This is a genomic window from Pseudomonas sp. TE12508 (assembly GCF_056279485.1).
In genome coordinates, this window is sequence record NZ_JBWCCN010000014.1 from 23113 (window position 1) to 49710 (window position 26598).

The following is a 26598-nucleotide window of genomic DNA, read 5'->3' on the forward strand; positions in this document are numbered from 1 at the left end:
ATTCACCCCACTTGTCTATAGCGATTACTTTCAGGAGTTTCATGCGATGGATGCAATCATTCTCGACCTCGGCGGCGACATCAAAGGCGATAGCCTGCTCGAGGGTTACAAGGACAAGATCGAAGTCATGTCCTACAGCCACAACGTGGCGATGCAAGTGACCAACGACGTCAGCAATTCGGAGCGTACCTCCGGCAAGCCGCACATCGGCGAGTTCACCCTGACCAAATTCGTCGACAGCTCGACGCCCTCTCTCAACGAGTATTGCTGCGCCGGCAAACCAATCCCGGAAGCCAAAATCACCATCGGCCGCAACGCCGCCGAAGGCAGCGGTCAACTGATGCCATTCATCATCTACACCCTGACCAACGTCGTGCTGTCCAACGTCAGCGTCAGTGGCGGTACCGGTGGTAAACCGGTGGAAACCCTGTCGCTGAACTTCACCAAAATCAAGTGGGAACTCACCGCCCAGAAAGACGACGGCACCAAGGAAGGCACGGCCGCCTCGACCTGGGACATGGCCGCCAACAAGCTCGTCAAGTAAGCGGACGCGTCGGCCATGGCAGGCACCGGCATCCTCCCACCGTTGTTCGAGCGCCTCGCTTCAAGCGAGGTCGACACCGTGCAGGTGTTCGATCGCCAAGGGCTGCTCGACTCGGTACACACGGAGTTGTTGCGCCTGTTCAACACCCGACGCGGCCAACGCCCACTGACCTCCCCGCCGAGCATTCTCGACTACGGCATCGCTGACTGGACCGCCTTGCAACAGCAGCGCAGCGATGACCGTCGTCAGTTGGCACGGGAAGTCCGTGAGGCCATCACCCATTTCGAACCGCGCCTGCAACTGGGCGAGGTCCAGGTCAATCCGGTCCCCGGCCATCCGCAGCAACTGAGCATTCGGCTACTGGGTGAGTTGCGCAGCGGCCAGCAGCACTGGCCCGTGGCTTTTGTCATCGAGAAGGCCGGCAATGGCCTTGAGGTGCGTCATGAGCGACTCGATTGACCCGCAACTGCTCGATTACTACCAGCGCGAACTGACCTGGCTGCGGCACGCCGGGAGCATTTTTGCCGAGCGTTATCCCAAGGTCGCCAGACGCCTGGAATTGTCTCCCGGTGAATGCCCCGACCCGCATGTCGAACGCCTGCTCGAAGGTTTCGCCTTGCTCGCGGCGCGCTTGCAACGGCGGCTCGATGACGACTACGCCGAATTCAGCGACGCCTTGCTCGAACAGCTTTACCCGCTGGCGATGCGGCCATTACCGTCCTGCGCGATCGTGCAGTTCGAGCCGGATCCGAGCAAGGGCAACCTCGCCGGCGGTTACCCGCTGCCACGAGACACGCCGCTGTTCGTCACCACCAGCAAAGGTGAAAGCATCCATTTTCGCACCAGCGCCGCGGTTCGATTGTGGCCGCTGCAAATCAATGAAGCGCTGTTGCTGGGCAGCGACGAAGCCCAGGCCCTGACCGGCGTTGCACAGGCGCGCTCGGCCCTGCGCCTGAGCCTGCGTTGCCTCGGTAAAAGCCAGTGGCCGGAGTTGGCGATCAAACAGTTGCGCGTGCACCTCGCCGCCTCCCCGATGATCAATGCCTGCCTGTATGACCTGCTCGGCGCCCATGCCGTGAAGGTGCTGGCCGGCCCCGTCGGCAGCGTGCCGAAAGTGTTGGCGGGGTTGCCGGACATTGTCGGTTTCGCCAGCGACGAAGTGCTGTTGCCGGACGAGGACGGCGTGCATCCGGGCATGCGTCTGCTCGCCGAATACTTTGCCTTCCCGGACAAATTCAATTTCTTCGATATCCCGTTGGCCGGTGCCACCAGCGACAGCCAGACGCTGTACCTGTACATCGTCTTCGACCGCGCCCCGGCCAACCGTCTGCACCTTCAAGCCAGCGACTTCGCCTTGGGCTGTGCGCCGGTGATCAATCTGTTTCCACGAACCTCGGAGCCCCTGCGCCCGGACGGCACTCGCAGCGAGTACCGCCTGGTCGCCGACAGTCATCGGGAAAACAGCGTCGAGATCCACAGCATCCGAGCGATGCGCGCCAGTTCCAGTCAGGGTGTGCTGCGTGTTCCTGCTTATTACGGCAGCCAGCATATCGGCGGTGAAAAGCAATGCTACTGGCACGCGCGACGGGTCAGCGGCATGACCCCGAATCGTCTGGGCACCGACCTGATGGTGAGCCTGGTGGACACCCGTCTCGACCCATTGTCCGAGACCACCGAATACAGCCTCACCGCCGAACTGCTGTGTACCAACCGACACTTGGCCCAGAGCCTTCCGGCCGGGACACCACTGGGTTTCGAACGACCGGGGCCAGTGGCCTGGGCACGCCTGCGCAATCCACCCAGCCCGCAGAGCTTGCCGCGACTGGATGGCGAATCCCGTTGGCGGCTGGTATCGCAACTGACCCTCAATCATTTGTCGCTGGTCGAGGGGCCGCAGGCGCTGGATGCCCTCAAGGAAATCCTCCAACTGCACAACCTGCGTGACGAGGCCAGCGCCCTACGGCAGATCGAAGGTTTGCTAAGTCTTGGCTGCGAACGAGTGATCGCCCATGTCGGCGAAGATGCGTGGCGCGGCTGGCGCAATGGGCTGGAAGTTCAGCTGCAACTCGACCCGCAGCATTTCGTCGGCAGCAGCGCCGTGTTGTTTTCAGCGGTGCTGGCGCAGTTCTTTTCACTCTATGCCACGGCCAATCGCTTTGTGCGCACGGTCCTGGTCCAGTCAGACAAGGAGGTCAAGACATGGCAACCCCAAGCCGGCATGCCACTGTCCCTCTGAGCCTGAGTCAGAAGCTGCGGCACGACCCGCAGGCGTTCGAGTTGTTGCAGGCGTTGCTGCTGCTGGAGCGCGAACACCCACAAGCCGAGTCCCTGGGCAGCGGCACCGCGCCTCAAGCGGAAGCCCTGCGCCTGCGCGGGCCGTTAACGGCGCTTTTTTCCGCCAGCGAAATCGAAAGCCTGACCCAGGAACCCGGTCAGCAACCGACGCTCAGTACTCCGGTGTTTGGCCTCGGCGGACCCGACGGGCCCCTGCCCTATGCCTATCAGGAATGGCTGCAGCAACGGGCTCGCGCCAAGGACCATGCTCCGGCCGAGTTCCTCGACCTGTTCCAGCATCGCCTGCTCAGCCTGCTGTACAAGGTGATGCGCAAACACCGGATTGCCGTCGGCTTTACGGCCCCCGGCGCGTCCCCGGTGCAGGCGCAACTGCGGGCGCTGACCGGGTTATTGCCCAAAGCCTTGCAAGAACGTCAGGCCGTTCCCGATTCCGCCGTACTGGCATGCAGCGCGCTGTTCGCCGACGGTCGTCGCTCCCTCGCCGGCTTCGCCGCGATCGTGCGCGAGCACTTCGAACTGCCGGTCGCACTCAGCGCCTATGAAGGTGCCTGGCGGGAAATCCCACCCGCCAGTCGCAGCCGCCTGCAACCGGGAGGCCGCAACCTGCAACTGGGCCGCAGCGCCGTGGCCGGCACCCGGGTCTGGGATGAACACGCCGGCATCCGCCTGACGCTCGGTCCGCTGACCTCGGCGCAGGCGGCGCGGTTTCTGCCGGACGGCGAATCCCATCCAGCACTGGCCAGCCTCAGCGCGCTGTACTTCGGCCCCGATCTGGATTGCACGCTGGTGTTGTTGGTGCGCGGTGCCAGCCCGATAAAACTCGGTCGCCAGGCCCCGCCCTTGCTCAGTTGGAACGGTGGCCTGCAACGCCAGACCAGCCTCGCCGTGCAACAGATCGAAACCCGCCTTCGTCAGCTGGAGATCACCTGAACATGGAACTGGCCAGCCTGATCGGACGCCTCAACCCGGACAACCGCCGCGCCCTCGAACGGGCCGCGCAACGCTGCCTGCAACGAGGTCATCATTACGTCGAAATCGAGCACCTGCTGCTTGAGTTGCTGGACATCGAGGGCGGTGACTTCGCCTACCTGCTGCAGCGCTTCGGCCTGGAGCGCGATGCCCTGACGGCGGAAATCAACAAGGCTCTGGAACTGTTCAAATCCGGCAGCACCCGCACCCCGGCGCTCTCCGCGCAAACCATCGGCCTGCTCGAAGACGCGGTGGTTCAGGCCAGTGTGCTCGGTCTCGACAGCATCCGTTCCGGCTTGCTGCTGCTGGCCTTGCTCGACCGCGATGAACGCCGCAGCCTGCTGCTCAATAGCGCCTCGTCGCTGTTGAAAATTCCGCGGGAAGCCTTGCGCAGCAACCTGCTGGAGTGGACCGAAAACTCTCGCGAACACGTCGGCGGCACGCGGCCTGCCAATGCCGGCAAGCCGCAGCCGAAACAGGATTCAGTGCTCGATCAGTTCACCCAGGACCTGACCGCCGACGCCCACGCCGGGCGCATCGACCCCATCGTCGGGCGTGACGGCGAGATTCGCCAGTGCATCGACATCCTGCTCAGGCGTCGGCAGAACAACCCGATCCTGGTCGGCGCGCCGGGCGTGGGCAAAACGGCAGTGGTCGAAGGCCTGGCCCTGCGCATTGCCGCTGGCGATGTACCGCCGTCGCTGCAGGAAGTCAGCCTGCGGGTACTCGACCTCGGTTTGTTGCAGGCCGGGGCCGGGGTCAAAGGCGAGTTCGAACAGCGGCTCAAAGGCGTGATTGACGCGGTGCGCAGCGCCGATAAACCGATCATTCTATTCATCGACGAAGCCCACACCCTGATTGGCGCCGGCGGCGCGGAAGGCGGCAGCGACGCGGCCAACCTGCTCAAACCGGCGCTGGCCCGTGGCGAGTTGCGCACCCTCGCCGCCACGACCTGGCTTGAGTACAAAAAATACTTCGAGAAAGACCCGGCCCTCGCCCGGCGCTTTCAGTTGGTGCAAGTCGAGGAACCGGACGAAACCACCGCCGTGGAAATGCTTCGTGGCGTGGCCGCGAAACTGGAACAGCACCACGGCGTGCAAGTGCTCGACGCAGCGATCCACGAAGCGGTGAAACTGTCCCACCGCTACATCTCCGGGCGCCAGTTGCCGGACAAAGCCATCAGCGTGCTCGACACCGCCTGCGCCCGGGTCGCCCTCGGCCAGCACGACGTGCCGCCACCGCTGGAAAGCCTGCGCCATCGCCAGAACAGCCTCAAGGATGAAGTCGAACGCCTGCGTCGCGAACAGGCCACCGGGCTCGATCACCGTGAACGCATCACCCTGCTGGAAACCGAATCCGTCGGCAACGTGCAAGCCATTCGCGACCTGGAAATCCGCTGGAACGAAGAACGGATCGCCGTGCGCGAACTGCTGGAAACCCGCCGCGAGTTACTCACCTTGAGCGAACGCGCCGACAACGAAAAACCGGACGAAGCCACTGACAGCCGCATCGATCATCTGGCCGCCGAACTGGTACGACTCGAGGCCGGTCTGGATGCCATTCGCCAGGACGATCCGCTGGTGCCGGAACAGGTCGACGCAAAAACCGTGGCCGCCGTGATCGCCGGCTGGACCGGTATCCCGGTGGGCAAAATGCTCGCCGACGAAGCCCACGCCGTACGCACCCTCGGCCAGCGCATGGGCCTGCGGGTCATGGGCCAAAGCACCGCGCTGAACACCATCGCCCAACGCCTGCAAGCCTACCGCGCCGGCCTTACCGACCCACAGAAACCGGTCGGCGTGTTCCTGCTGGTCGGCCCCACGGGCGTGGGCAAAACCGAAACCGCTTATGCGTTGGCCGATGCGCTCTACGGCGGCGAACGCAACCTGATCAGCATCAACCTCTCCGAATACCAGGAAGCCCACACCGTCAGCCAACTCAAAGGCGCCCCGCCCGGTTATGTCGGTTACGGCAGCGGTGGCGTACTCACCGAAGCGGTGCGACGAAAACCTTATTCGGTGGTGCTGCTGGATGAAATCGAAAAGGCCCACCCGGATGTGCTGGAGGCCTTCTACAACGTCTTCGACAAAGGCGTGATGGAAGACGGCACCGGATTGGTGGTGGATTTCAAAAACACCGTGATGCTCGCCACCAGCAACGTTGGCGCTGAATTGCTGCTCGACACACCGACCACGCAACTGGGCACCGATGCCTTCAACGAAGCGCTGCATAAAGTGCTGCTGAAAGCGTTTCGGCCAGCGTTTCTGGCGCGCATGACGGTGGTGGCGTATCGGCCTCTGGATGAGGTGACGCTGGAAGGGATTGTGTTGGCGAAGCTGGAGAAATTGCGCGGACGCTACAAGGCTGCAACCGGGAAACAGTTTGAGTTTGATGCCGGGATTGTGCAGGCGGTGTTGGCCAAGTGCAGTGCGGCTGGGGCACGGGATGTTGAGAACGTGTTGATGACGCAGGTGACGGGGAAGTTGGCGGAGTGGGTGTTGGAGTGAATACAGGATGCAGCCCGCCCAGTTCGTAGAAAAATGTAAAACAAGTTAACAAGGAGTTTTGCCATGACATTAAGCAATAGCGCAACCAGAAAACACACCAACGGAAAGTATAAAAATACCCAACCAAAGATAACACAAGAGTTAGCTTAAATACCGACACCCTTAACAACGGCTCTCATAGGCAACCACAATATCAAGACACGTTCAATACAAAGGAATCAAACCAATGGCGACTCGTATTTTTTTTCGCGGTGACAGTCGTGCACCTTATGGTCAGCATAGTATCTTCGCTCTGGGTTTTTCAAGGAGGGACTTGACAGCGCCAAGCCCTGTCTATAGAGCGACGCCGAACTACGCAGGCGACATTGAACCTGACAGTGCTGTCTGTGTGTCTGCACGCATTAGTGCATCCGCGCTATTCCCTTTGGATGTTGCAGTAGCACGAACGTATATTTATGCAGTGGCATTAGATACCAGCGCAGTCACCAACACTCATAAACGGCAGGTCGAGGACGGCCTTGCTGGAGTAGCGGTCAGCGGCGTTAATGCTCTTTGGCCATTGTTTGCTCAAGAACTTGCGATTCCCGAGATCCCGGCAAATCAGATTATTGCGTCGGTTGCGTGCGACAGAGTATGGAATGGCGCTGACTGGTCAGCCGGCGCCGTTTATACCCTACATTCCCCCGTAGCAACCAATCCAGCGTGCACGGTCAACGCACAATTTCGTGATGCAGCCGTTAGCTTCCTCATGGCAGAGATCAACTTGGGCAATAACAACACTCCTTTAATGGGCAATGGGTATCATCCTGTGAATTAAACTTAAAAGGAGAACAAAAGTGAACATTACGCCTACATTGCGCCGAGCCATGCAAAACCTGCTCACCTACTCGAACGGTGAGACCGGATTAATAATGCGCTGGAACAATGACGACCGTACCATAGAAACCGTTTGGTCCGAAGGTTATAAAAACATTGAAAATGTTGCACAAGTGGGGTCCGGTCGCGCGCACATACAAAGACTCGAGAATACGTACGACGAAAGCAAAAGCCAGCCAAATTTCGGAGGACATGCAGAGGAAATATTAATCAGAACGTGGGACTACTACAAAAAATCTCTTAGCATCTACCCCATATCCGTTGACATCATACTCACACATAGTCCTTGTCGTGATGTATCAGGCGTATTCAGAGATGCTAAAGGGACGGTGTGGCCATGTGGATGCTCGAACAAACTCTATAAACTAATTAACGAAATAGAAACCAACGTCAAAGTTTGGAACATTGCCTACTTTGCATACTACGGTACCGCTGCTTCAACCGGCAAAGCGATTGAGGGAGTCTCCAAGTTACAATCGCACCCTCGTGTTTTAACCTATTATTTCCATGGCGTTCCATGAACACCATAGGCCAATAATTAGCACAAATAAACACATCACTCTTTCATGGGTAATTCTGGGATTATCGATCAGTTCCTACTCACATAATCAACAACACAAGCTCCAACCACCCATTGAGGCCCCCCAATGCCCCGCACTACCGACAGCAACACCAGTCTCTCCCTCACTGCCAACTCGCTGTCGGCGCTTTATCCTGAGTCGCTGTCCGGCGAAGAAACCCTCAATTCGCTGGGCACACAAACCCTCAACGGCCTCAACGACGGCACATCACTCACCCTGACCACGGCCATCGCCACCCACCTCACCACCACCCTGCACAACGACGTCCTGACCCGCCCGATGGATGCGCTGGTCGCCGAAATCCGCCAACTCCCTGCCGACGCCACCGCCGAGCGCTATCAGCTTGTACTGCGGCCATGGCTCTGGTGGTTGACCCTGGCCAGCAACAACCGCGTATTCCAGAACCTCAGCACCTCTGACATCGTCACCACGATTTTCAAGGCTCATGGTTTTACCGATTTCCTGCTGAAGCTCAGCGGCAGCTATACCCCGCGCGAGTACTGCGTGCAGTACGGCGAAACCGATTTCGCCTTCGTTTCACGGTTGCTGGAAGAGGAAGGGATTTTCTGGTTTTTCACCCACGAGGACGGCAAGCACACGCTGGTGCTGGGGGACAGCAACGACGCGTTTGTGCCAATCCCCAATGGACCCAAGGTGAAGTATCTCGGCCAGCAGTTGGGTGAGCGAGAACTGCACGGCATTCGCTCCGGCCAGGTCTGCGTACAGGCGGTGGCCGGGGTGTATCAGGCGACGGATTACGAGTTCACCACCCCGACCACCTCGCTCTACAGCCAGGCCGAAGCAGTCGCCGGGCCACGGTCGATGTACGAGCACCCCGGTAGCTACAACGCCAAAGCGCGCGGCGATGCGCTGACCAAGCAGCGTGTCGATGGATTGCGCAGTCAGGAGAAGCGTTTTGTCGGTGAAAGCGACTGCCGCTGGCTGGTGCCGGGGCATTGGTTCACCCTCGCTGGGCATGATGATTCGACGTTGAATATCGATTGGGTGGTGACGGCGGTGACTCACGAAGCCAGCCACGACAGCTATCGCAATCGTTTCGAAGCCATCCCCAAGGCCACACCTTTTCGCCCGGTGAGAACCACACCGAAGCCGCGAATGCACACGCAAACCGCCATCGTAGTCGGCAAGTCCGGCGAAGAAATCTGGACCGACGAATACGGCCGGATCAAGTTGCAGTTCCCGTGGGATCGCGATGGCAAGAACGACGAAGCCAGTTCCTGCTGGGTGCGGGTGGTGTTGCCCTGGAGCGGCAAGGGTTTTGGCATGCAGTTCGTGCCACGGATCGGCCAGGAAGTGATCGTGACGTTTATCGATGGCGATCCCGATCGACCGCTGGTGACGGGTTGCGTCTACAACGGTGACAACGCCCTGCCCTATGCGCTGCCAGCGAATCAGACCCAGTCCGGGATCAAGACCCAATCGTCCAAGGGCGGTGGCGGTTTCAACGAATTGCGCTTCGAGGACAAGAAGGACGCCGAAGAGGTGTTTTTGCAGGCGCAGAAAGATCTGAAGATCAACGTGCTCAACGACACAACCGCCACGGTCGGCCACGACGAAACCCTGACCGTACAGAACGCCCGTACGCGCACGGTGAAGGAAGGCGACGAGACCGTGACCCTGGAGAAAGGCAAACGCAGCGTGACCATCCAGACTGGCAGTGACAATCTCGATGTGAAGGACAGTCGCACGGTGACCGTGGGCGCGGATCAGACCCACAGCACCGGTGGCAACTACACGCACAAGGTCACCGGCGATTACAGCCTGACGGTGGACGGCAATCTGACCATCAAGGTGACCGGTACCCTGACCCTGCAAAGCGGCGGCAGTTTTGCGATCAAGAGTGGCGCTGATCTGGCGGCCCAGGCCAGCACCTCGATCAGTCAAAAGGCCGGTACGTCCCTGAGCAATCAGGCGGGGACCTCGTTGGAGAATAAGGCCGGCACGACCATGACCAACGATGCCGGGATCAGCCTGACCAACAAGGGCGCCGCTTCGCAGACCGTGGACGGTGGCGGCATGCTGACGATCAAGGGTGGTCTGGTGCAGGTCAACTGACAAGGAGAACCCATGGCCATCACGCCGCTGGACTTGCAGCAGAACGATAAACAGCTCAAAGGTCGCTTGCTCGATGGCCAACTCGACGGTGCGCTGCACATCAAGGATGACGGTCGCGCGCAGGCCGATTTGCAGTACAGCCACGGCGAGCTACAAGGCACTACCCTGCTTTACCACCCCAATGGCAAGGTCTCGGCGCAGCTGCCGTTTGTTCGTGACAAGCTGCAGGGGGTCGCGAGTTTCTATGCGCCGCAAGGCTGGCTGCAGCGCAAGGCGACTTACCGCCGAGGGCTGCTGCATGGCGACGCGTTCAATTACTTTCCCGACGGGCAACTGGCGGAGGCCGAGTTCTACCGCGATGGCGTGCGCGAGGGGCGGTATCAGCGCTTTCATCCCAACGGCAAACCCGCCGTCGAGGCTCGATATCTCAATGGTCTGTTACTGGAACCGGAACAGGGTTTTGCCAGCGATGGGCGACCGCTGGACGCCGAGGGCAAGCCGATTTCGAGGGTGCGCTGGTGGTTCAGGCGCTGGAGTGATCCCGCCGAGGCCTGAGCCTGTTGTGGTGAATCTCATGGACACATCGCGAGCAGGCTCGCTCCCACAGGGGATTTCGGTTCAACACGGTATTTGTGTACGACGCAGTCAAAATGTGGGAGCGAGCCTGCTCGCGATGACGTCAGCACATTCCACATCGATATCGCCTGACACGCCGCCTTCGCGAGCAAACTCGCTCCCACAGTTTGATCGCGTGCGGTCAGGGAATGAGCATCTGCATTTGCCCCGGCATCACGATTTTTATCACCCCTGCCCAATTGCACATCAGGGTGCTGTTGGCATCGATGGCCGGCGTGCCGCCCAGCAGCAGGGTCGGCGCGCCTCCGGGAATCCAGGGGGTGGCGGTGGCCGGGATGCAGGGCATCGGCGTCAATACGCCCAGCGCTGCGGCAGTGGCGGCCGCGACCATCGGGTTGGCCATGCTCATGCACGTGCCGAACGGCATGACGTTGACCAGCGGAATGTGATCCATGATGTTCGCCGCTGGCATGCCCCCGGTCAGCGTGCGATTCACCGGCAGCACGTTGAGTACCGCTGGTGCCGCGCCGAAACTGCATTGCAGGGTCGCGGTGGCGCAAACTTGCGGACAACCCATGTCGAATCTCCTTCCTGGAAGCGGCGCTCCCCTGAAACCATAGCCCGCCGAGCCTGTTCGTGCACATCAGGAACGCTGATTATCCGGCAACACGCTAACCTATAAGACCGTGCCGCGCTTGTGGCGACCCCGGCGCACCATTAGATTAGCCAATGATGTCTGGCCTCCAAAATAAGCAGAAGGGATAAGCATGGCGCTTACTGACCAGTCCACCCGTATCCGCTCCGGCGAAGAACTCGATGCCAGCCTGATCGATCCATACCTCAAGGCGCACATTCCGGGCCTGAGCGGCTTGCCGAAAGTCAGCCAGTTTCCGGGCGGTGCGTCGAACCTGACTTACCTGCTGGAATACCCCGAACAGGAATTCGTCCTGCGTCGGCCACCGTTCGGCCACAAGGCCAAGTCCGCCCACGACATGGGCCGCGAATTTCGTATTCTCAATCAGCTGCGAGACGGCTTTCCCTATTGCCCCAAAGCCTATGTGCACTGCACCGACGAGTCAGTGATCGGTGCCGAGTTTTATGTGATGGAACGGGTCAAGGGGATCATCCTGCGCTCCGAACTGCCACCGGAACTAGGGCTTGATTCAGCGAAGACCGAAACCCTGTGCAAGAGCTTCATCGACAAGTTCGTGGAACTGCACCGGGTCGACTACAAGGCCTATGGCCTGGGCGACCTCGGCAAACCCGAAGGCTATGTGGCACGGCAAATCAAAGGCTGGAGCGAGCGCTACGAAAAAGCCCTGACCCCGGACGCGCCCAAGTGGGAAGCGGTCAAAGCCTGGCTCAACGACAAGATGCCGGCCGATCACCCAACGTCGAGCATCGTCCACAACGATTACCGCTTCGACAACGTGATCCTCGACCCCGAGAACCCGATGCAGATCATCGGCGTGCTGGACTGGGAACTGACCACCCTCGGCGACCCGCTGATGGACTTGGGCAACACCCTCGCCTACTGGATCGAAGCCGACGACCCGGCGCCGGTGCAATTGATGCGCCGTCAGCCAAGCCACGCTCCCGGCATGCTGACCCGCCGTGAGTTCGTCGATTACTACGCCGAGCGCGCGGGCATCCAGATCGACAATTTCGACTTCTACTACACCTACGGCCTGTTCCGCCTGGCCGGCATCGTGCAGCAGATCTATTACCGCTTCTTCCATGGTCAGACCCAGGACAAGCGCTTCGCACAGTTCATTCACATGAACAAACTGCTGGAGCAGATGAGCCTGCAAGTCATCTCGAAATCCAGCCTCTGATCACGGCCGCTGATCGGGCCCAATAACAAGGAAAAATCATGTCCAAGACTCAGTTGTTCGACCTCGACGGCAAGATCGCTTTCGTCTCCGGCGCCAGCCGCGGCATTGGTGAAGCCATCGCCAAACTGCTGGCGCAGCAAGGTGCCCACGTCATCGTTTCGAGCCGCAAACTCGACGGCTGCCAGCACGTCGCCGACGCGATCATCGCCGCTGGCGGCAAAGCCACCGCAGTCGCCTGCCACATCGGTGAGATGGAGCAGATCACCCAAGTCTTCGCCGGCATCCGCGAACAGTTCGGGCGCCTGGACATTCTGGTCAACAACGCGGCGACCAACCCGCAGTTCTGCAACGTCCTGGACACCGACCTCAGCGCCTTCCAGAAAACCGTCGACGTGAACATTCGCGGCTACTTTTTCATGTCGGTGGAAGCCGGCAAGCTGATGCGCGAACACGGCGGCGGCAGCATCATCAACGTCGCCTCGATCAATGGTATTTCACCCGGGATCTTCCAGGGCATCTACTCGGTGACCAAGGCAGCGGTGATCAACATGACCAAAGTCTTCGCCAAGGAATGCGCGCAATTCGGCATCCGTTGCAACGCCCTGCTGCCGGGTCTGACCGACACCAAGTTTGCTTCGGCGCTGGTAAAGAACGACGCCATTCTGAAAACCGCGCTGCAGCAGATTCCGCTCAAGCGCGTAGCGGACCCGAGTGAAATGGCCGGTGCGGTGTTGTACCTGGCCAGTGATGCGTCGAGCTACACGACTGGGGTTTCGTTGAATGTGGATGGTGGTTTTTTGTCCTGATTCGACTCACCAGATACAAAAGGCAGCCTCAGGGCTAATGCCGGTAAGTTAAGAAATTTGAGCGACGAAAATCCTGTGGGAGCGTGGCTTGCCCGCGAAAAATGCACCGCGGTTTTTCAGGTACTGCGCGTCATCGTTCTTCGCGGGCAAGCCACGCTCCCACAGGTTCTGCGTCTTAACTTACCGGCATTAGCCTCAGGGCTGCCTTTTTAGTTTTCAGTACTCACCACTGATCATTCCCACGCTCTGCGTGGGAATGCCTCACCGGACGCTCTGCGTCCGCTCTTTTGGGACGCGGAGCGTCCCTGGCTGCATTCCCACGCGGAGCGTAGGAACGATCAAATCGCAGCCGTATCGGATTCAGCATAAGAATATTTATTCCACTATTTGCATATTGTGAATATTTATTCCATAAATAGCCCTCCTGAAAATAAAAATCCAAAGGACCCGGCTATGCGCGAACTCGGTATCGGACTCATCGGCACAGGTTTCATGGGCCGCGCCCACGCCTTGGCCTTTCGCAACGTCAGCGCCGTTTTTGAATTGCCGCTGAAGCTCAAACTGGCTGCCCTCGCCGACGCCGATCCGCAGCGCGCCCGGCACTGCGCCGACGCGTGGGGCTTCGATGCCGCTCACAGTGACTGGCAACAGCTGATCAACGATCCCAAGGTCAACCTGATCGCCATCACCACCCCTAACCATCTGCACTACCCCATGGCCATGGCCGCCCTCGCCGCCGGTAAACCGGTGTACTGCGAAAAACCGCTGGCGGTGAACCTCGAACAGGCCAGCGCCATGCGTCTGGCCGCTAAAGCTGCGGGCGTGGTGACGCGGGTCGGTTACAACTATCAGCACAACCCGATGATCGGGCTGGCCCGGGAGCTGCTTGAAAACGGCGACTTGGGTCAGATAATCAGTTTCCAGGGTGAATTCAGCGAAGACTTCATGGCCGACCCCGCGTCGCCCTGGTCGTGGCGTTGCGAGGCCGATCATGCCGGTGGTGCACTGGCCGACCTGGGCAGTCACTTGTTGGCCATGGCCCGTTATCTGGTGGGCGATGTCGATGCAGTGAGCGCCGACACCCAGACCGTGCACCGGCAACGTCCCGCCACGGTTGGCAGTCCGGAACAACGCAGCATCGCCGTCGATGATCAGGTCCATGCCTTGTTGCGGTTTGCCAACGGCGCCCGTGGCACGTTCAGCAGCAGTTGGCTCAAGCACGGCTACAAGAATCACCTGAGTTTTGAAATCAGCGGCACCCGAGGCACATTGGTATTCGATCAGGAACGCTTGAATGAGCTGCGTCTGTTTCGTGCCGGTCAGGACGGTTTCCAGCGCTTGATGGCAGGGCCGAATTTGCCGGGTTATGCGGCGTTCAGTCCGGCGGCAGGGCATCAACTCGGATACAACGAACTCAAGACGCTGGAAGTCCATGATCTGGTGATGGCGCTGGCAGGCTTATCTCAGGGTGGAACGAATTTCGAACAGGCGTGGGAAGTCGAACGCCTGGCGACGGCGATCCGGTTGGCAGCGCGGGAGTCGCGTTGGGTCAGGATTGAGGAAGTCTGAGCGACGCGCGCGGATACCCGCCAGCAGCACAGCGCTGCTGGCGGTTCAACGTGAGCCGATGGATGATTATTGAGTGACGCAACGAGTGAGCGTCGTTTCCCGGGTCACCTGCCCCTCAGCCCTCACATCGCCTTGTACATCGATGTTTTCAGTGGTTTGGCAGGTGCGCACAGGGGGTGGAGGCGGCGCAGCGGGAGGTGGCGGTGGAGGACTGGCACAACCACCCAGAATCGCTATCCAGAGTGCGAACGACTGTGTTGTAAAAGTGCGTTTCCCAAGACTTTTCATAGGTTGACCCGCGGTAAGTGATCGACATATTTCCGCGACCCAACACACTCACCGCGTACCCGCGGACCGGTCACAGAAAAAATACTCTCGTATTCCTTATACGACCGCCGGCAAAACCTGACAGTTCCTAGGACGTCTCGCGACAATGCAACGTGTTGCTCTCAAGCTCGTACCGTAACTCTTCAATCAACGCCGTCAACGCCTCCGGCGTCCTGAGATTCACCATGCTCAACCCGCTGACCACCAGATCCACCTGCCCCGTCGCCGGATGATAAAGCTTCACCGTCAACGAATTATCCCCGGTGAGCGCGCACTCACAGGCCAACGGCGAAAAACTCCGCTCCAGTTGCATACGCAATTGCGCCAGATGATTCATCCCGATTCACCTTGGCGACGACCTGAAATCGACTCCACGCTTGAACTGTTCGCACCCATGTGGCTGTTCCTTTAGCTGCTTCGAAAAGGACGCGATACCGACCCGAAGCCACGTATCGCACCCTCACAGCCTAGAAAAACCAGCCCCTGAGCAGAACATCAAATTGCACCATCCCAACTAGTGCATTTGCATCTTAACGTTGCCCCTTGGGCCGCCTCTCGCTGGAGAACAGACCCCGTTCGCGAGCCCATACAATCGCCTCGCTGCGGCTGTGCACGTCGAGTTTGGAATACACCGTCGAAACATGATTGCGCACCGTATTAGGCGCCAGCTTCAGGCGTGCGGCGATTTCCTTGTCGGCCAGGCCTTCACAGATCAAGCCGAGCACATCGCGCTCTCGCGCGGTCAGTTCGGTGAACGACACATTGGGCAACTGCGGTGAATTGACGTTCTTCACGTTGGCGAGTTTTTCGATCAGCGTGCGGCTGAACCAGGAGGCATCTTTCATCACCTCTTCAATGGCTGACACCAGCTCCAGCTCAGTGCGTTTGCGCTCCGTAATGTCCATCAACACCAGCAGGTAGCAAGTGCCACCCTGAATGTTCACGGTGTCCGCCGAGACGGCGCAATCGATCAGCCCGGCATCCTTGCGGCGTACCCTGACATCGACGCGATCCACGCTCCCGGTTTTCTCCAGGGCCGCAAACAGTCGCGTGCGAGCGCCTGCGTCATCGATGAAACCGAGTTGCGCCACGGTCTTGCCGAGCACCTCTTCACTGGGGCACGCGAGGGTATCGAGAAACGCTTCGTTAACGTCCATCACCACTTGATCGTCGGCGCTGCACACCAGGATCGGCACCGGAGTGAGGCGAAAGGCTTTGGCAAACCGTTCCTCACTCTGGCGCAGGGCTATTTCAGCCTTGTGCCGCAGTTCCATGTCGACGAAGGAAAACAGCATGCAAGCTTCGTCGTTGAGCTCCAGCGGTTGCCCGGCAACGATCACCTGTTTGCTGCCACCGTCGGGCAATTGCAGTTCGGCCTGCATCTGCGGAATGGTTGCCCCGTCACGCAAACGCTGCTTGGCCAGGTCCTTGTTTTCAGCACGCTCCAGCACATCCAGCTCATAGGTCGAAGCGCCGATCACCTGATCGCGGGCATAACCGGTCATTTCCAGGAAGCCCTGGTTGACTTTGATGTAACGCAAATCGCTGAGGCGACAGATCACCGCCGGGGCCGGGTTGGCATTGAAGGTCTTTTCGAAACGCTGCTCGGCGCTGGCCCATTCGGTGACGTCATTCATGATCAGCACCAACGACTCCGGTTCGCCGGCGTGGTCGGCCAGCACCATGCTGCGCACGCTGTGGACCCAGGTGCGCTCGTCGTTTTCGACTGGTGTCAATTCAACCAGTACATCGTTGAACATCTCGCCGCGGGCAACACGGCTGATCGGATAATTCTCCGTCGCCACCGGGTGATTGTTGCGATAACGCAAGGCAAACCGCTTCGCGTACTCCTTGGCATTGGCCCCCAGCTCACCGATCCGACTGACGCCGTGCATGGTCAGAGCGGCGTCATTGGCCCAGAGGATCGTCTGGTCGAGTTCCAGCAGAATCACCCCGTCGGACAGGCCGGCGATGATCTGCTGCAACTGGCGGCGATTGGTTTCGGTGGTCAGGACGTCCTGGCTCATTGGATCTCCACGCGTACGGCGGCGCATTCATGCGCCGCCCTGTGAAGATTACGACCGCGGGGGATTGGGATAGTGCTGAGGACTCATCCGCCGGGCTGATCGTTCCCACGCTCCGCGTGGGAATGCCTCTAGGGACGCTCCGCGTTCCAGCTCTCGAAAGGGACGCGGAGCGTCCCGGGCTGCATTCCCACGCAGAGCGTGGGAACGATCAACTATTGCACTTGCAACGATGCATCCAGCCCCGCCAGCTTATCCGGATTGCGCATGATAAAAATCCGGCTCACCCGCCCCGCTTCATCAAAACCAAACGTCATCGACGCAGTAATGACCCCATCTGCCTTGATGATCACGCCTTGTGCCCCATTGATTTCGCTGGGCAGCCATTCGCAAGTATGCCAATAGACATGCAACGACTGACCAATGAAATCCAGCACGCTGGTAATGCCAGACAAGGTTTCGCGGATGGCCGAGGCCTTGCCGCCGCCGTCGGCGCAGAGTTCGACGTCTTCGGCCAGCAGCGTGGTCAGGGATGCGGTTGAGCCGCTGGCGATGGCGCTGTGGAAGGCGCTCAGCAATTGGTCCTGACGCGCCGGCTCCGGTTGATAGCGGATTTGCCCGTTACCCAGACCGGCCTTGGCCCGGGACACCAGTTTGCGGCAAGCCGCTTCCTGGACCCCGATCGCCTCGGCGACTTGCGCGTAATCCATGTCGAAAATTTCGTAGAGCAGGTACGCGGCGCGTTCCTTTGGAGTCAGCCGTTCCAGCAAGAGCAGGAACGCGGTGGACAATGACGAGGCCAGTTCATGCATGTGTTCGGGTGAATGCTGATGGGTGGTGTGAATCGGCTCCGGCAGCCAGGTGCCGATGTAGTCGACCCGTGATGTGTGCGCCGAGCGCAGCAGGTCAATGCAGTGCCGGGTGCAGGCCGTGGTGAGCCAGGCGGCCGGCGTGGCGATGGAGGCCCGGTCGGCCTCCAGCCACTTGATGAACAACTCTTGCACCACATCCTCGGCTTCGGTGCGCGAGCCGAGAATGCGATACGCCAGACCGAGCAAAAAGGGCCGGCGCTGCTCGAATACAGCGGCGGTGTTTTCAGCGGAGTTCATCGATCAGTGCCTCGACACCTGCAAACGGTTCCACAGGTTGATCATGCCGATCTCGGCCGTCAAGGCACCGATCTGAGCATCGTTGAAATGCTCGCGCAAGTCGCCGCGCAGGCTGGCGTAATCGGTCTTTTCATCGAGTACGGTCAGGGCTTCGGTCCAGGCCAGGGCGGCGCGTTCGGCGGCGCTGAAATCGCTGACATGGCGCCAGACGATCAGGCGGTCCAGACGCTCGTTGGTTTCATTGGCCTCCCGCGCCTCGCGAGTGTGCATCTTCACGCAGAAACCGCATTGGTTAATCTGCGAGGCACGCAGGTGCAGCAGGTGTTTGAGGGTCGGGTCCAGGTCATGGCTGTCGAGGGTGACATGGACCTGGGTCAGGCTTTCGAAAACCTGAGGGATGGATTGCAGCAGATTGACCGGTTGGGTGTTGGACGACATCGTGTTGCTCCGCTATTTAAGGGGTTCAACAGGATGACGATTGAGGATTCGGGTTTGTGACGTGGGGGACGTTTTTTTAACGCGTAGAAGCAAAAGATCGCAGCCTTCGGCAGCTCCTACGCGCCTGTGGGCGCTGCCGAAGCCTGCGATCTTTTGATCTTCAAGCCGCCAATTCACCGCTGGCAATCGCATCCGACGCCGCCAACATCGCCCGCAACAACACCGCACACCCGGCAGCCAGGTCATCCGGTGCAGCGTTTTCGATTTCGTTGTGGCTGATACCGCCTTCGCAAGGCACGAAGATCATCCCCGCCGGGCCGAGTTCGGCGAGGAAGATCGCGTCATGCCCTGCCCCGCTGACGATGTCCATGTGCGACAGCCCCAACCCTTGCGCCGCGCCGCGTACCGCTTCGACGCAGCCCTTGTCGAAGTACAGCGGCGGGAAGTCGGCGGTGGGGGTCAGTTCGAACGTCAGGCCGTGTTCCTCGCAGGTGGTTTCGATGACCTCACGGACTTCGGCGATCATTGAATCGAGTCGCGCCGGCTCCAGATGACGGAAGTCCAGGGTCATGCGCACTTCGCCAGGAATCACGTTGCGCGAGCCGGGGTAGGCTTGCAGGCAGCCGACGGTGCCGCACGCATGGGGCTGATGGCCGAGGGCGGCGCGATTGACCGCGCCGACGATCACCGAGGCGCCGACCAGAGCGTCCTTGCGCAGATGCATCGGCGTCGGGCCGGCGTGGGCTTCGACGCCGCGCAGTTTCAGGTCGAACCATTTCTGCCCGAGGGCGCCCATCACCACGCCGATGGTCTTGCGCTCATCCTCAAGAATCGGGCCTTGCTCGATGTGCGCTTCGAAATACGCGCCGACGGCATGGCCGCTGACCTTGCGCGGCCCGGCATAGCCGATGGCGTTCAGGGCTTCGCCAACGGTCACGCCCTCGGCATCGACCTTGGCCAGGGTTTCTTCGAGGGTGAATTTTTCCGCGAACACGCCGGAGCCCATCATGCACGGGGCGAAGCGCGAGCCTTCTTCGTTGGTCCAGACCACCACTTCCAGCGGCGCTTCGGTTTCCACCTTCAGGTCATTGAGGGTGCGCAAGACTTCGACCCCGGCCAGCACGCCGAAGCAGCCATCGAACTTGCCACCGGTGGGTTGAGTGTCGATGTGGCTGCCGGTCATCACCGGCGGCAGGTTCGGGTTGCGCCCCGGACGGCGGGCGAAGATGTTGCCGACAGCGTCGATGCTGACGGTGCAGCCGGCTTCTTCGCACCAGTTCACGAAGATGTCCCGGGCCTGGCGGTCGAGGTCGGTCAGGGCCAGCCGGCAGACGCCGCCCTTGACCGTGGCACCGAGTTTGGCCAGGTCCATAAGCGACTGCCACAGACGGTCGCGGTTGATGTGCTGATGGGTGGACTGCAGAACGTCTATGGCAGCGTTCATGGTGATCTCCTCAGTTCTTCTTCTGATAGTTCCCACGCTCTGCGTGGGAATTCATCCATGGACGCTCTGCGTCCGCTTCTGGGACGCGGAGCGTCCCGGGCTGCATTCCCACGCAGAGCGTGGGAACGATCATGTGGGAGCGGGCTTGCTCGCGAAGGGGCCATCCCTCACACCGCCGATTTCACGGCAGTAGGACTAGGCCGCATCACACTCAACCCGTAATAAATCAGCCCACCAAGGGCCGAGCCAGTGAACCAGCCGTAGCTGTAGAACCAGCTGAACGCATCGCTGCCCAGCGACAGCAGCGTCAACGCCACCGGCACGCCGAACGCGATAAAACCGAACCAGTTCCACGCCGGGTAAACGTCATCACGGTAGAGGCCCGCCAGGTCCAGTTGCTGTTTCTTGATCAGGAAATAGTCCACCACCATGATCCCGGCGATCGGGCCCAGCAGGCTTGAATAGCCCAGCAACCAGTTGGAATACACCGTCTCCAGGCTCAAATCCGAAACGATCAGCCCCAGTTTTTTCAACAATTCATGGGCCATCAGCGCCAACCCGACCAAACCCGTGAGCATCACCGCTTTGGTGCGGTTGATGACCTTGGGCGCGACGTTCTGGAAATCGTTGGTCGGCGAAACAATGTTGGCCGCGGTGTTGGTCGACAACGTGGCGATGATGATCAGCGCCATGGCCAGGGCGACCCAGACCGGGCTCTGGATATGGCCGATCAACGTGACCGGATCAGAGACAGTGACGCCCACCAGTTTTACCGAAGCAGCCGTCATCACCACACCGAGGGAGGCGAACAGGAACATGGTCAAGGGCAAGCCGATGATCTGCCCGACGATCTGATCCTTCTGGCTTTTCGCATAGCGGCTGAAGTCCGGAATGTTCAGCGACAAGGTGGCCCAGAAACCGACCATGGCGGTCAGCCCGGCGGCAAAGTAACTGACCACGCTGGCCCCTTCCGGACGCTTGGCCGGGATCGCCAGCAGCTCGGTCATCGACACGTTCGGCATCGCCCACACCAGCAGCCCCACGCCCACCAGCACCAACAACGGCGCCGAAAGGGTTTCCAGCCATTTGATCGAGTCCGCGCCGCGAATCACCACCCACAGGTTCAAGGCCCAGAACACCATGAAGCCGATCACTTCGCCGGTACCGCCGAGGGCTTTCCAGTCATCGAACACCGAACCGAGAAACAGGTGAATCGCCAGCCCGCCGAACATGGTCTGGATGCCGAACCAGCCGCACGCCACCAGGGCACGAATCAGACACGGAATGTTGGAACCGAGGATGCCGAATGATGAGCGCAGCAACACCGGAAACGGAATGCCGTACTTGGTGCCGGGAAATGCGTTCAGGGTCAGCGGGATCAGCACGATGATGTTGGCGAACAGAATCGCCAGCAGCGCTTCGCCCACGGTCAGGCCGAAATAGGCGGTGAGCACGCCGCCGAGGGTGTAGGTCGGCACGCAGATCGCCATGCCGACCCACAGCGCAGTGATGTGCCATTTGTTCCAGGTTCGTTCGCGCACCTTGGTCGGTGCCATGTCGTGGTTGTAACGGGGACTGTCAAGCACGTCGCTGCCGGCTTCGAGCTCAAACAAGCCGTCGCGCTCGGTCACTTGCGATCTGATCTGTTGCATGGCCGCTCCACTGTTCTTTTGATTATTTTTGCTCATCAGAGGCTGGCGCGAGGTGCGCGAGCCGGACGATGGCCGGAGAAACTGACAACTTTCATGGACCGGCCAAGGTGTCAGCGGCGGCATCAATAAACGTGCCGGGTGCCCCGCTAGCGCATCGGGCAGTGCCATAAAATTTCGCTAACCAACTGATGTTAATCAGCTTTATTTATCCAACTATTGAATCCGCGGTGAATTGCCATGCCACTCAGGCCGAATGTCAGGCAAGTTGTCCGAACAGTCAGGACTCAATCTGGTGCGTCGATCTTTTTTTCAATACTGCGCCTCAACCATAGACCATCCACAAGCGGCTGATTTCACATAGAAAATCTTGACCATATTTCGAACCTGTCAAGTGCGTCAAAATGGTGAGAGGCCTCACCATTTTGGTGATTTTCAGTTTTTATAGTTATTTATCAATCAGTTAAATAAGTAATAAGCTTATAAAAAATATTCTTGCTCAATCCACAAACTGCAGCTAGCGTCTATTCTTGACAGCGCTGACAGGAATACACCGATTGGCGTCTGCTTCATATAAAACATTTAGAACCGGCATCAGTCGGTCAATGCCTGCGAGGAACTCGGAATGTCTCTGTTGATCCGTGGCGCCACCGTTGTTACCCATGATGAAAGTTATCGCGCCGACGTCTATTGCGCCGACGGCGTGATCAAAGCCATCGGTGAAAACCTCGATGTTCCCACCGATGCCGAAGTGCTCGATGGCAGCGGCCAATACCTGATGCCCGGCGGCATCGACCCGCACACTCATATGCAGTTGCCCTTCATGGGCACGGTGGCCAGCGAAGACTTCTTCAGCGGCACCGCGGCAGGGCTTGCCGGCGGCACCACCTCGATCATCGACTTCGTGATTCCCAACCCGCAGCAATCGTTGATGGAGGCGTTTCATCAATGGCGCGGCTGGGCGGAGAAGTCGGCGTCGGACTACGGTTTCCACGTCGCCATCACCTGGTGGAGCGAGCAGGTCCGCGAGGAAATGGCCGAGTTGGTCAGCCAGCATGGGGTCAACAGCTTCAAGCATTTCATGGCGTACAAAAACGCGATCATGGCCGCCGACGACACCTTGGTAGCGAGTTTCGAGCGCTGCCTGGAGTTGGGCGCGGTGCCGACCGTGCATGCGGAAAACGGCGAGCTGGTCTATCACCTGCAACGCAAATTGATGGCCCAGGGCATGACCGGGCCGGAAGCGCACCCGCTGTCGCGGCCTTCGCAGGTGGAAGGTGAAGCCGCGAGCCGGGCGATCCGCATCGCCGAAACCCTCGGCACGCCGCTGTACCTTGTCCACGTCTCGACCAAGGAAGCCCTCGACGAAATCACCTACGCCCGCAGCAAAGGCCAACAGGTCTACGGCGAAGTGCTGGCCGGGCATCTGCTATTGGACGACAGTGTTTACCAACACCCGGACTGGCAGACCGCCGCCGGTTACGTGATGAGCCCGCCCTTCCGTCCTCGTGGCCATCAGGAAGCCCTTTGGTATGGCCTGCAAGCGGGCAACCTGCACACCACCGCCACTGACCATTGCTGCTTCTGCGCCGAGCAAAAAGCCGCCGGCCGTGACGACTTCAGCAAAATCCCCAACGGCACCGCGGGTATCGAAGACCGCATGGCGGTGCTCTGGGATGAGGGGGTGAACACCGGGCGCTTGTCGATGCAGCACTTCGTTGCCCTCACTTCCACCAACACCGCGAAAATCTTCAACCTCTATCCGCGCAAGGGTGCGATTCGAGTGGGCGCCGATGCGGATCTGGTGCTCTGGGATCCGGAAGGGACGCGGACGATTTCAGCCAAGACTCATCACCAGCAAGTCGACTTCAACATCTTTGAAGGCAAGACCGTGCGCGGCGTGCCGAGCCACACCGTCAGCCAGGGCCGAGTGGTGTGGGCCGATGGTGATTTGCGGGCCGAGCGTGGTGCCGGTCGGTATGTCGAACGGCCGGCGTATCCGGCGGTGTTTGATTTGCTGAGCAAGCGGGCTGAGTTGAATAAGCCGACGGCAGTGAAACGCTGAGCCGTACCCACGATCGTTCCCACGCTCTGCGTGGTAATGCAGCCCGGGACGCTCTGCGTCCCATTGGAACGCGGAGCGTCCCTTGAGGCATTCCCACGCAGAGCATGGGAACGATCAGCCCACCAGAGGCAATACCTCAAATAACCGTGAGGCCAACACCGTGATCAAGACCCTGAACCATCTCCCGCATCCCCATGAGGACGCGGCCACCCTCGCCGGCCATTTCACCGATCTGGCGCCGCCACTCAACGACCGTCAGGCCCATCTGGAAGCCTCGCGCTGCCTGTATTGCTACGACGCGCCGTGTGTGAATGCCTGTCCGAGCGACATCGATATTCCATCGTTCATCCGCAATATCCATCAGGAGAACGTTCAGGGCGCCGCGCAGAAAATCCTCTCGGCGAATATCCTCGGCGGCAGTTGCGCTCGGGTCTGCCCGACGGAGATTCTTTGCCAGCAGGCCTGCGTGCGCAACAACGCCCAGGAATGCGCGCCGGTGCTGATCGGCCTGTTGCAACGCTATGCCGTGGACAATGCCCATTTCAGCGAACACCCGTTCCAGCGTGCCGCCTCGACCGGCAAGCGCATCGCCGTGGTCGGTGCCGGCCCGGCGGGTTTGTCGTGTGCGCACCGCAGCGCCATGCACGGCCATGACGTGGTGATTTTCGAGGCGCGGGAAAAGGCTGGCGGCCTCAACGAATACGGGATAGCCAAGTACAAACTGGTGGACGATTACGCGCAGAAGGAGCTTGAATTCCTGATGGGGATTGGCGGGATCGAGATTCGCCACGGGCAGAAACTCGGCGACAACCTGACCCTCAGCGAACTGCATCAGCAATTCGATGCGGTGTTCCTCGGCCTTGGTCTGGCCGCCAGCAAACAGCTGGGGCTAACCCATGAGGATGCCCCCGGCCTGCTCGCCGCCACCGAGTACATCCGCGAATTGCGCCAGGCCGATGACCTGACGCAATTGCCACTGGCCGAGCACTGCATTGTCCTCGGTGCCGGCAACACCGCCATCGACATGGCCGTGCAAATGGCCCGTCTCGGCGCTCGCGACGTGAATCTGGTGTACCGCCGTGGCGTCGAGGACATGGGCGCCACCGACCACGAACAAGACATAGCCAAGGCCAATCAGGTGCGGCTGCTGACCTGGGCGCAACCGCAAGAGGTGCTGCTCGACGATAAGGGCCAGGTGCGCGGCATGCGCTTCGCCCGCACCCGGTTGGTGGAAGGTCGTCTGCAAACCACCGGCGAAACCTTCGAACTGGCCGCCGACGCGATCTTCAAAGCCATCGGCCAAACCTTCGACAACAGCGCCCTCGCCGATCCGCTGGCCCGTGAACTCAAGCGTCAGGGCGACCGCATCCTCGTCGACGAACAGCTGCGTACCAGCATTCCCGGCGTGTATGCCGGCGGCGATTGCACCAGCCTCGATCAGGACCTCACCGTGCAGGCGGTGCAGCACGGCAAGCTGGCCGCCGAGGCCATCAACGCTCAACTCATGCTCAACGTGGAGGCTGCGTAAATGGCCGATCTCTCGATTGTCTTCGCCGGCATCAAATCCCCCAATCCGTTCTGGCTGGCCTCTGCGCCGCCGACCGATAAAGCCTACAACGTGGTTCGCGCATTCGAGGCCGGCTGGGGCGGCGTGGTCTGGAAAACCCTGGGTGAAGACCCGGCGGCGGTCAACGTGTCATCACGCTACTCGGCGCACTTCGGGGCTAATCGGGAGGTGCTTGGTTTTAACAACATCGAGCTGATCACCGACCGTTCGCTGGAGATCAACCTGCGGGAAATCACCCAGGTCAAAAAGGACTGGCCGGATCGCGCGCTGATCGTGTCGCTGATGGTGCCCTGCGTCGAAGAGTCATGGAAAAACATCCTGCCGCTGGTGGAGGCGACCGGGGCCGATGGCATCGAACTGAATTTCGGCTGCCCCCACGGCATGCCGGAACGGGGTATGGGCGCGGCGGTCGGCCAAGTGCCGGAGTATGTCGAGCAGGTCACCCGCTGGTGCAAGACGTATTGCTCGCTGCCGGTGATCGTCAAGCTCACGCCGAACATCACCGACATCCGCGTCGCGGCCCGTGCCGCTTACCGGGGCGGGGCCGATGCGGTGTCGTTGATCAACACGATCAACTCGATCACCAGCGTCAATCTGGAACGCATGGTCGCTAACCCCGCCGTGGGCAGCCAAAGCACCCATGGTGGTTATTGCGGCTCGGCGGTGAAGCCGATCGCGCTGAACATGGTCGCCGAGATCGCCCGCGACCCTCAGACCCAAGGTTTGCCGATCTCTGGCATTGGCGGCATCGGCAGTTGGCGCGATGCGGCAGAATTCATTGCCCTGGGCAGCGGCTCAGTACAGGTGTGCACGGCGGCGATGCTGCATGGTTTCCGGATTGTCGAGGAGATGAAGGACGGTTTGTCACGCTGGATGGACAGTCAGGGCTACGCAAGCGTGTCAGAATTTTCCGGGCGTGCGGTGGGCAATACCACGGACTGGAAGTACCTGGACATCAACTACCAGGTGATTGCGAAGATTGATCAGGAGGCATGTATCGGTTGCGGTCGCTGCCACATCGCTTGCGAAGATACCTCGCACCAGGCGATTGCCAGCCTTAAGCAGGCGGACGGGACGCATAAATATGAAGTGATCGATGATGAGTGTGTGGGGTGCAATCTGTGTCAGATCACGTGTCCGGTGCAGGATTGCATCGAGATGGTGCCGATGGATACCGGCAAGCCGTTCCTGGACTGGAATCATGATCCGAGGAATCCGTACCACATCACTGTCTAACCGATCGTTCCCATGCTCCGCGTGGGAATGCAGCCCGGGACGCTCCGCGTCCCAAGAGCGGACGCAGAGCGTCCATTGAGGCGTTCCCACGCAGAGCGTGGGAAC

General features: G+C 60.1%; 22 protein-coding genes. 15 read left to right on the plus strand and 7 right to left on the minus strand.

Annotated elements, in window-relative coordinates:
• Positions 1–46 precede the first annotated feature (46 nt).
• The 9 genes from ACZ9IM_RS19385 to ACZ9IM_RS19425 all read left to right on the plus strand — a co-directional run bounded on the left by ACZ9IM_RS19385 (position 47) and on the right by ACZ9IM_RS19425 (position 10403).
• The gene (locus tag ACZ9IM_RS19385) at positions 47–544 is read left to right on the plus strand and encodes an Hcp family type VI secretion system effector (protein WP_007906301.1); all 498 of its coding nucleotides are present in this window, start codon (positions 47–49) and stop codon (positions 542–544) included.
• A gap of 15 nt (positions 545–559) precedes the next feature.
• Entirely contained in the window at positions 560–1003 is a 444-nt protein-coding gene (tssE, locus tag ACZ9IM_RS19390) for a type VI secretion system baseplate subunit TssE (protein ID WP_476224725.1), read from the plus strand.
• On the plus strand, positions 987–2780 hold the full coding sequence (gene tssF / locus ACZ9IM_RS19395) for a type VI secretion system baseplate subunit TssF (RefSeq protein ID WP_427626243.1): 1794 nt from the start codon (positions 987–989) through the stop codon (positions 2778–2780). The genes tssE and tssF overlap by 17 nt, the downstream gene beginning before the upstream one ends.
• Positions 2744–3769, plus strand: a complete 1026-nt coding sequence (tssG, locus tag ACZ9IM_RS19400; protein WP_476224726.1) for a type VI secretion system baseplate subunit TssG — start codon at positions 2744–2746, stop codon at positions 3767–3769. Before tssF ends, tssG begins: the two co-directional genes overlap by 37 nt.
• A 2-nt stretch (positions 3770–3771) precedes the next feature.
• Positions 3772–6315 carry a type VI secretion system ATPase TssH gene (tssH, locus tag ACZ9IM_RS19405; RefSeq protein ID WP_476224727.1) on the plus strand — a complete coding sequence of 848 codons (2544 nt, stop codon included), beginning with the start codon at positions 3772–3774 and terminating at the stop codon, positions 6313–6315.
• Between the two features lie 226 nt (positions 6316–6541).
• The gene (locus ACZ9IM_RS19410; protein ID WP_148050128.1) at positions 6542–7132 is read left to right on the plus strand and encodes a hypothetical protein; all 591 of its coding nucleotides are present in this window, start codon (positions 6542–6544) and stop codon (positions 7130–7132) included.
• A 19-nt stretch (positions 7133–7151) separates the two neighbouring features.
• Positions 7152–7712 carry a hypothetical protein gene (locus ACZ9IM_RS19415; protein ID WP_427626246.1) on the plus strand — a complete coding sequence of 187 codons (561 nt, stop codon included), beginning with the start codon at positions 7152–7154 and terminating at the stop codon, positions 7710–7712.
• A gap of 126 nt (positions 7713–7838) precedes the next feature.
• The gene (locus tag ACZ9IM_RS19420; protein ID WP_427626247.1) at positions 7839–9848 is read left to right on the plus strand and encodes a type VI secretion system Vgr family protein; all 2010 of its coding nucleotides are present in this window, start codon (positions 7839–7841) and stop codon (positions 9846–9848) included.
• Positions 9849–9860: 12 nt separating this feature from the next.
• Positions 9861–10403, plus strand: a complete 543-nt coding sequence (locus ACZ9IM_RS19425; RefSeq protein ID WP_476224728.1) for a toxin-antitoxin system YwqK family antitoxin — start codon at positions 9861–9863, stop codon at positions 10401–10403.
• Between the two features lie 202 nt (positions 10404–10605).
• On the opposite strand, the gene ACZ9IM_RS19430 is transcribed toward ACZ9IM_RS19425, so the two are convergent.
• Positions 10606–11001: a DUF4280 domain-containing protein gene (locus ACZ9IM_RS19430; RefSeq protein WP_476224729.1), complete on the minus strand. Its 396-nt coding sequence runs from the start codon at positions 10999–11001 to the stop codon at positions 10606–10608.
• Positions 11002–11191: 190 nt separating this feature from the next.
• On the opposite strand from ACZ9IM_RS19430, the gene ACZ9IM_RS19435 reads away from it, so the two are divergent.
• From ACZ9IM_RS19435 to ACZ9IM_RS19445, 3 genes are all read left to right on the plus strand, one after another.
• Positions 11192–12259 carry a phosphotransferase family protein gene (locus tag ACZ9IM_RS19435; RefSeq protein ID WP_476224730.1) on the plus strand — a complete coding sequence of 356 codons (1068 nt, stop codon included), beginning with the start codon at positions 11192–11194 and terminating at the stop codon, positions 12257–12259.
• Between the two features lie 38 nt (positions 12260–12297).
• Positions 12298–13065 (plus strand): SDR family oxidoreductase, encoded by a 768-nt coding sequence (locus ACZ9IM_RS19440; protein WP_008009686.1) that lies wholly within the window; start codon positions 12298–12300, stop codon positions 13063–13065.
• A 453-nt stretch (positions 13066–13518) separates the two neighbouring features.
• Complete coding sequence (locus ACZ9IM_RS19445) at positions 13519–14634, plus strand: Gfo/Idh/MocA family protein (protein ID WP_476224731.1); 1116 nt, start codon at positions 13519–13521, stop codon at positions 14632–14634.
• 415 nt (positions 14635–15049) lie between these two features.
• Here ACZ9IM_RS19445 and ACZ9IM_RS19450 read toward each other — a convergent pair whose 3' ends face one another.
• From ACZ9IM_RS19450 to ACZ9IM_RS19475, 6 genes are all read right to left on the minus strand, one after another.
• The gene (locus ACZ9IM_RS19450; RefSeq protein ID WP_427626253.1) at positions 15050–15298 is read right to left on the minus strand and encodes a DUF1652 domain-containing protein; all 249 of its coding nucleotides are present in this window, start codon (positions 15296–15298) and stop codon (positions 15050–15052) included.
• A gap of 193 nt (positions 15299–15491) precedes the next feature.
• On the minus strand, positions 15492–16988 hold the full coding sequence (locus tag ACZ9IM_RS19455) for a helix-turn-helix transcriptional regulator (protein WP_476224732.1): 1497 nt from the start codon (positions 16986–16988) through the stop codon (positions 15492–15494).
• 212 nt (positions 16989–17200) lie between these two features.
• Positions 17201–18094, minus strand: a complete 894-nt coding sequence (gene sigJ, locus ACZ9IM_RS19460; protein ID WP_476224733.1) for an RNA polymerase sigma factor SigJ — start codon at positions 18092–18094, stop codon at positions 17201–17203.
• A gap of 3 nt (positions 18095–18097) precedes the next feature.
• A complete protein-coding gene (locus ACZ9IM_RS19465) occupies positions 18098–18532 on the minus strand; it encodes a carboxymuconolactone decarboxylase family protein (RefSeq protein ID WP_063343432.1) in 435 nt (144 codons plus the stop codon).
• 160 nt (positions 18533–18692) lie between these two features.
• Positions 18693–19976: a Zn-dependent hydrolase gene (locus tag ACZ9IM_RS19470; RefSeq protein ID WP_454186063.1), complete on the minus strand. Its 1284-nt coding sequence runs from the start codon at positions 19974–19976 to the stop codon at positions 18693–18695.
• A 167-nt stretch (positions 19977–20143) separates the two neighbouring features.
• Positions 20144–21628: an NCS1 family nucleobase:cation symporter-1 gene (locus ACZ9IM_RS19475; RefSeq protein ID WP_476224734.1), complete on the minus strand. Its 1485-nt coding sequence runs from the start codon at positions 21626–21628 to the stop codon at positions 20144–20146.
• A 622-nt stretch (positions 21629–22250) separates the two neighbouring features.
• Here ACZ9IM_RS19475 and hydA point away from each other — a divergent pair.
• From hydA to preA, 3 genes are all read left to right on the plus strand, one after another.
• Positions 22251–23690 carry a dihydropyrimidinase gene (hydA, locus tag ACZ9IM_RS19480; RefSeq protein WP_476224735.1) on the plus strand — a complete coding sequence of 480 codons (1440 nt, stop codon included), beginning with the start codon at positions 22251–22253 and terminating at the stop codon, positions 23688–23690.
• Positions 23691–23850: 160 nt separating this feature from the next.
• Positions 23851–25218, plus strand: coding sequence for an NAD(P)-dependent oxidoreductase (locus ACZ9IM_RS19485; protein ID WP_476224736.1), 1368 nt, complete (start codon positions 23851–23853; stop codon positions 25216–25218).
• The gene (gene preA / locus ACZ9IM_RS19490) at positions 25219–26493 is read left to right on the plus strand and encodes an NAD-dependent dihydropyrimidine dehydrogenase subunit PreA (protein ID WP_476224737.1); all 1275 of its coding nucleotides are present in this window, start codon (positions 25219–25221) and stop codon (positions 26491–26493) included.
• The last annotated feature ends 105 nt before the right edge of the window (positions 26494–26598 follow it).

Excerpts from the sequence above, each read along its gene's own strand:
- ACZ9IM_RS19385 (WP_007906301.1), top strand. The coding sequence starts at position 47 with ATGGATGCAATCATTCTCGACCTCGGCGGCGACATCAAAGGCGATAGC.
- tssE (WP_476224725.1), top strand. The coding sequence starts at position 560 with ATGGCAGGCACCGGCATCCTCCCACCGTTGTTCGAGCGCCTCGCTTCA.
- tssF (WP_427626243.1), top strand. The coding sequence starts at position 987 with ATGAGCGACTCGATTGACCCGCAACTGCTCGATTACTACCAGCGCGAA.
- tssG (WP_476224726.1), top strand. The coding sequence starts at position 2,744 with ATGGCAACCCCAAGCCGGCATGCCACTGTCCCTCTGAGCCTGAGTCAG.
- tssH (WP_476224727.1), top strand. The coding sequence starts at position 3,772 with ATGGAACTGGCCAGCCTGATCGGACGCCTCAACCCGGACAACCGCCGC.
- ACZ9IM_RS19410 (WP_148050128.1), top strand. The coding sequence starts at position 6,542 with ATGGCGACTCGTATTTTTTTTCGCGGTGACAGTCGTGCACCTTATGGT.
- ACZ9IM_RS19420 (WP_427626247.1), top strand. The coding sequence starts at position 7,839 with ATGCCCCGCACTACCGACAGCAACACCAGTCTCTCCCTCACTGCCAAC.
- ACZ9IM_RS19425 (WP_476224728.1), top strand. The coding sequence starts at position 9,861 with ATGGCCATCACGCCGCTGGACTTGCAGCAGAACGATAAACAGCTCAAA.
- ACZ9IM_RS19430 (WP_476224729.1), bottom strand. The coding sequence starts at position 11,001 with ATGGGTTGTCCGCAAGTTTGCGCCACCGCGACCCTGCAATGCAGTTTC.
- ACZ9IM_RS19435 (WP_476224730.1), top strand. The coding sequence starts at position 11,192 with ATGGCGCTTACTGACCAGTCCACCCGTATCCGCTCCGGCGAAGAACTC.
- ACZ9IM_RS19440 (WP_008009686.1), top strand. The coding sequence starts at position 12,298 with ATGTCCAAGACTCAGTTGTTCGACCTCGACGGCAAGATCGCTTTCGTC.
- ACZ9IM_RS19445 (WP_476224731.1), top strand. The coding sequence starts at position 13,519 with ATGCGCGAACTCGGTATCGGACTCATCGGCACAGGTTTCATGGGCCGC.
- ACZ9IM_RS19450 (WP_427626253.1), bottom strand. The coding sequence starts at position 15,298 with ATGAATCATCTGGCGCAATTGCGTATGCAACTGGAGCGGAGTTTTTCG.
- ACZ9IM_RS19455 (WP_476224732.1), bottom strand. The coding sequence starts at position 16,988 with ATGAGCCAGGACGTCCTGACCACCGAAACCAATCGCCGCCAGTTGCAG.
- sigJ (WP_476224733.1), bottom strand. The coding sequence starts at position 18,094 with ATGAACTCCGCTGAAAACACCGCCGCTGTATTCGAGCAGCGCCGGCCC.
- ACZ9IM_RS19465 (WP_063343432.1), bottom strand. The coding sequence starts at position 18,532 with ATGTCGTCCAACACCCAACCGGTCAATCTGCTGCAATCCATCCCTCAG.
- ACZ9IM_RS19470 (WP_454186063.1), bottom strand. The coding sequence starts at position 19,976 with ATGAACGCTGCCATAGACGTTCTGCAGTCCACCCATCAGCACATCAAC.
- ACZ9IM_RS19475 (WP_476224734.1), bottom strand. The coding sequence starts at position 21,628 with ATGCAACAGATCAGATCGCAAGTGACCGAGCGCGACGGCTTGTTTGAG.
- hydA (WP_476224735.1), top strand. The coding sequence starts at position 22,251 with ATGTCTCTGTTGATCCGTGGCGCCACCGTTGTTACCCATGATGAAAGT.
- preA (WP_476224737.1), top strand. The coding sequence starts at position 25,219 with ATGGCCGATCTCTCGATTGTCTTCGCCGGCATCAAATCCCCCAATCCG.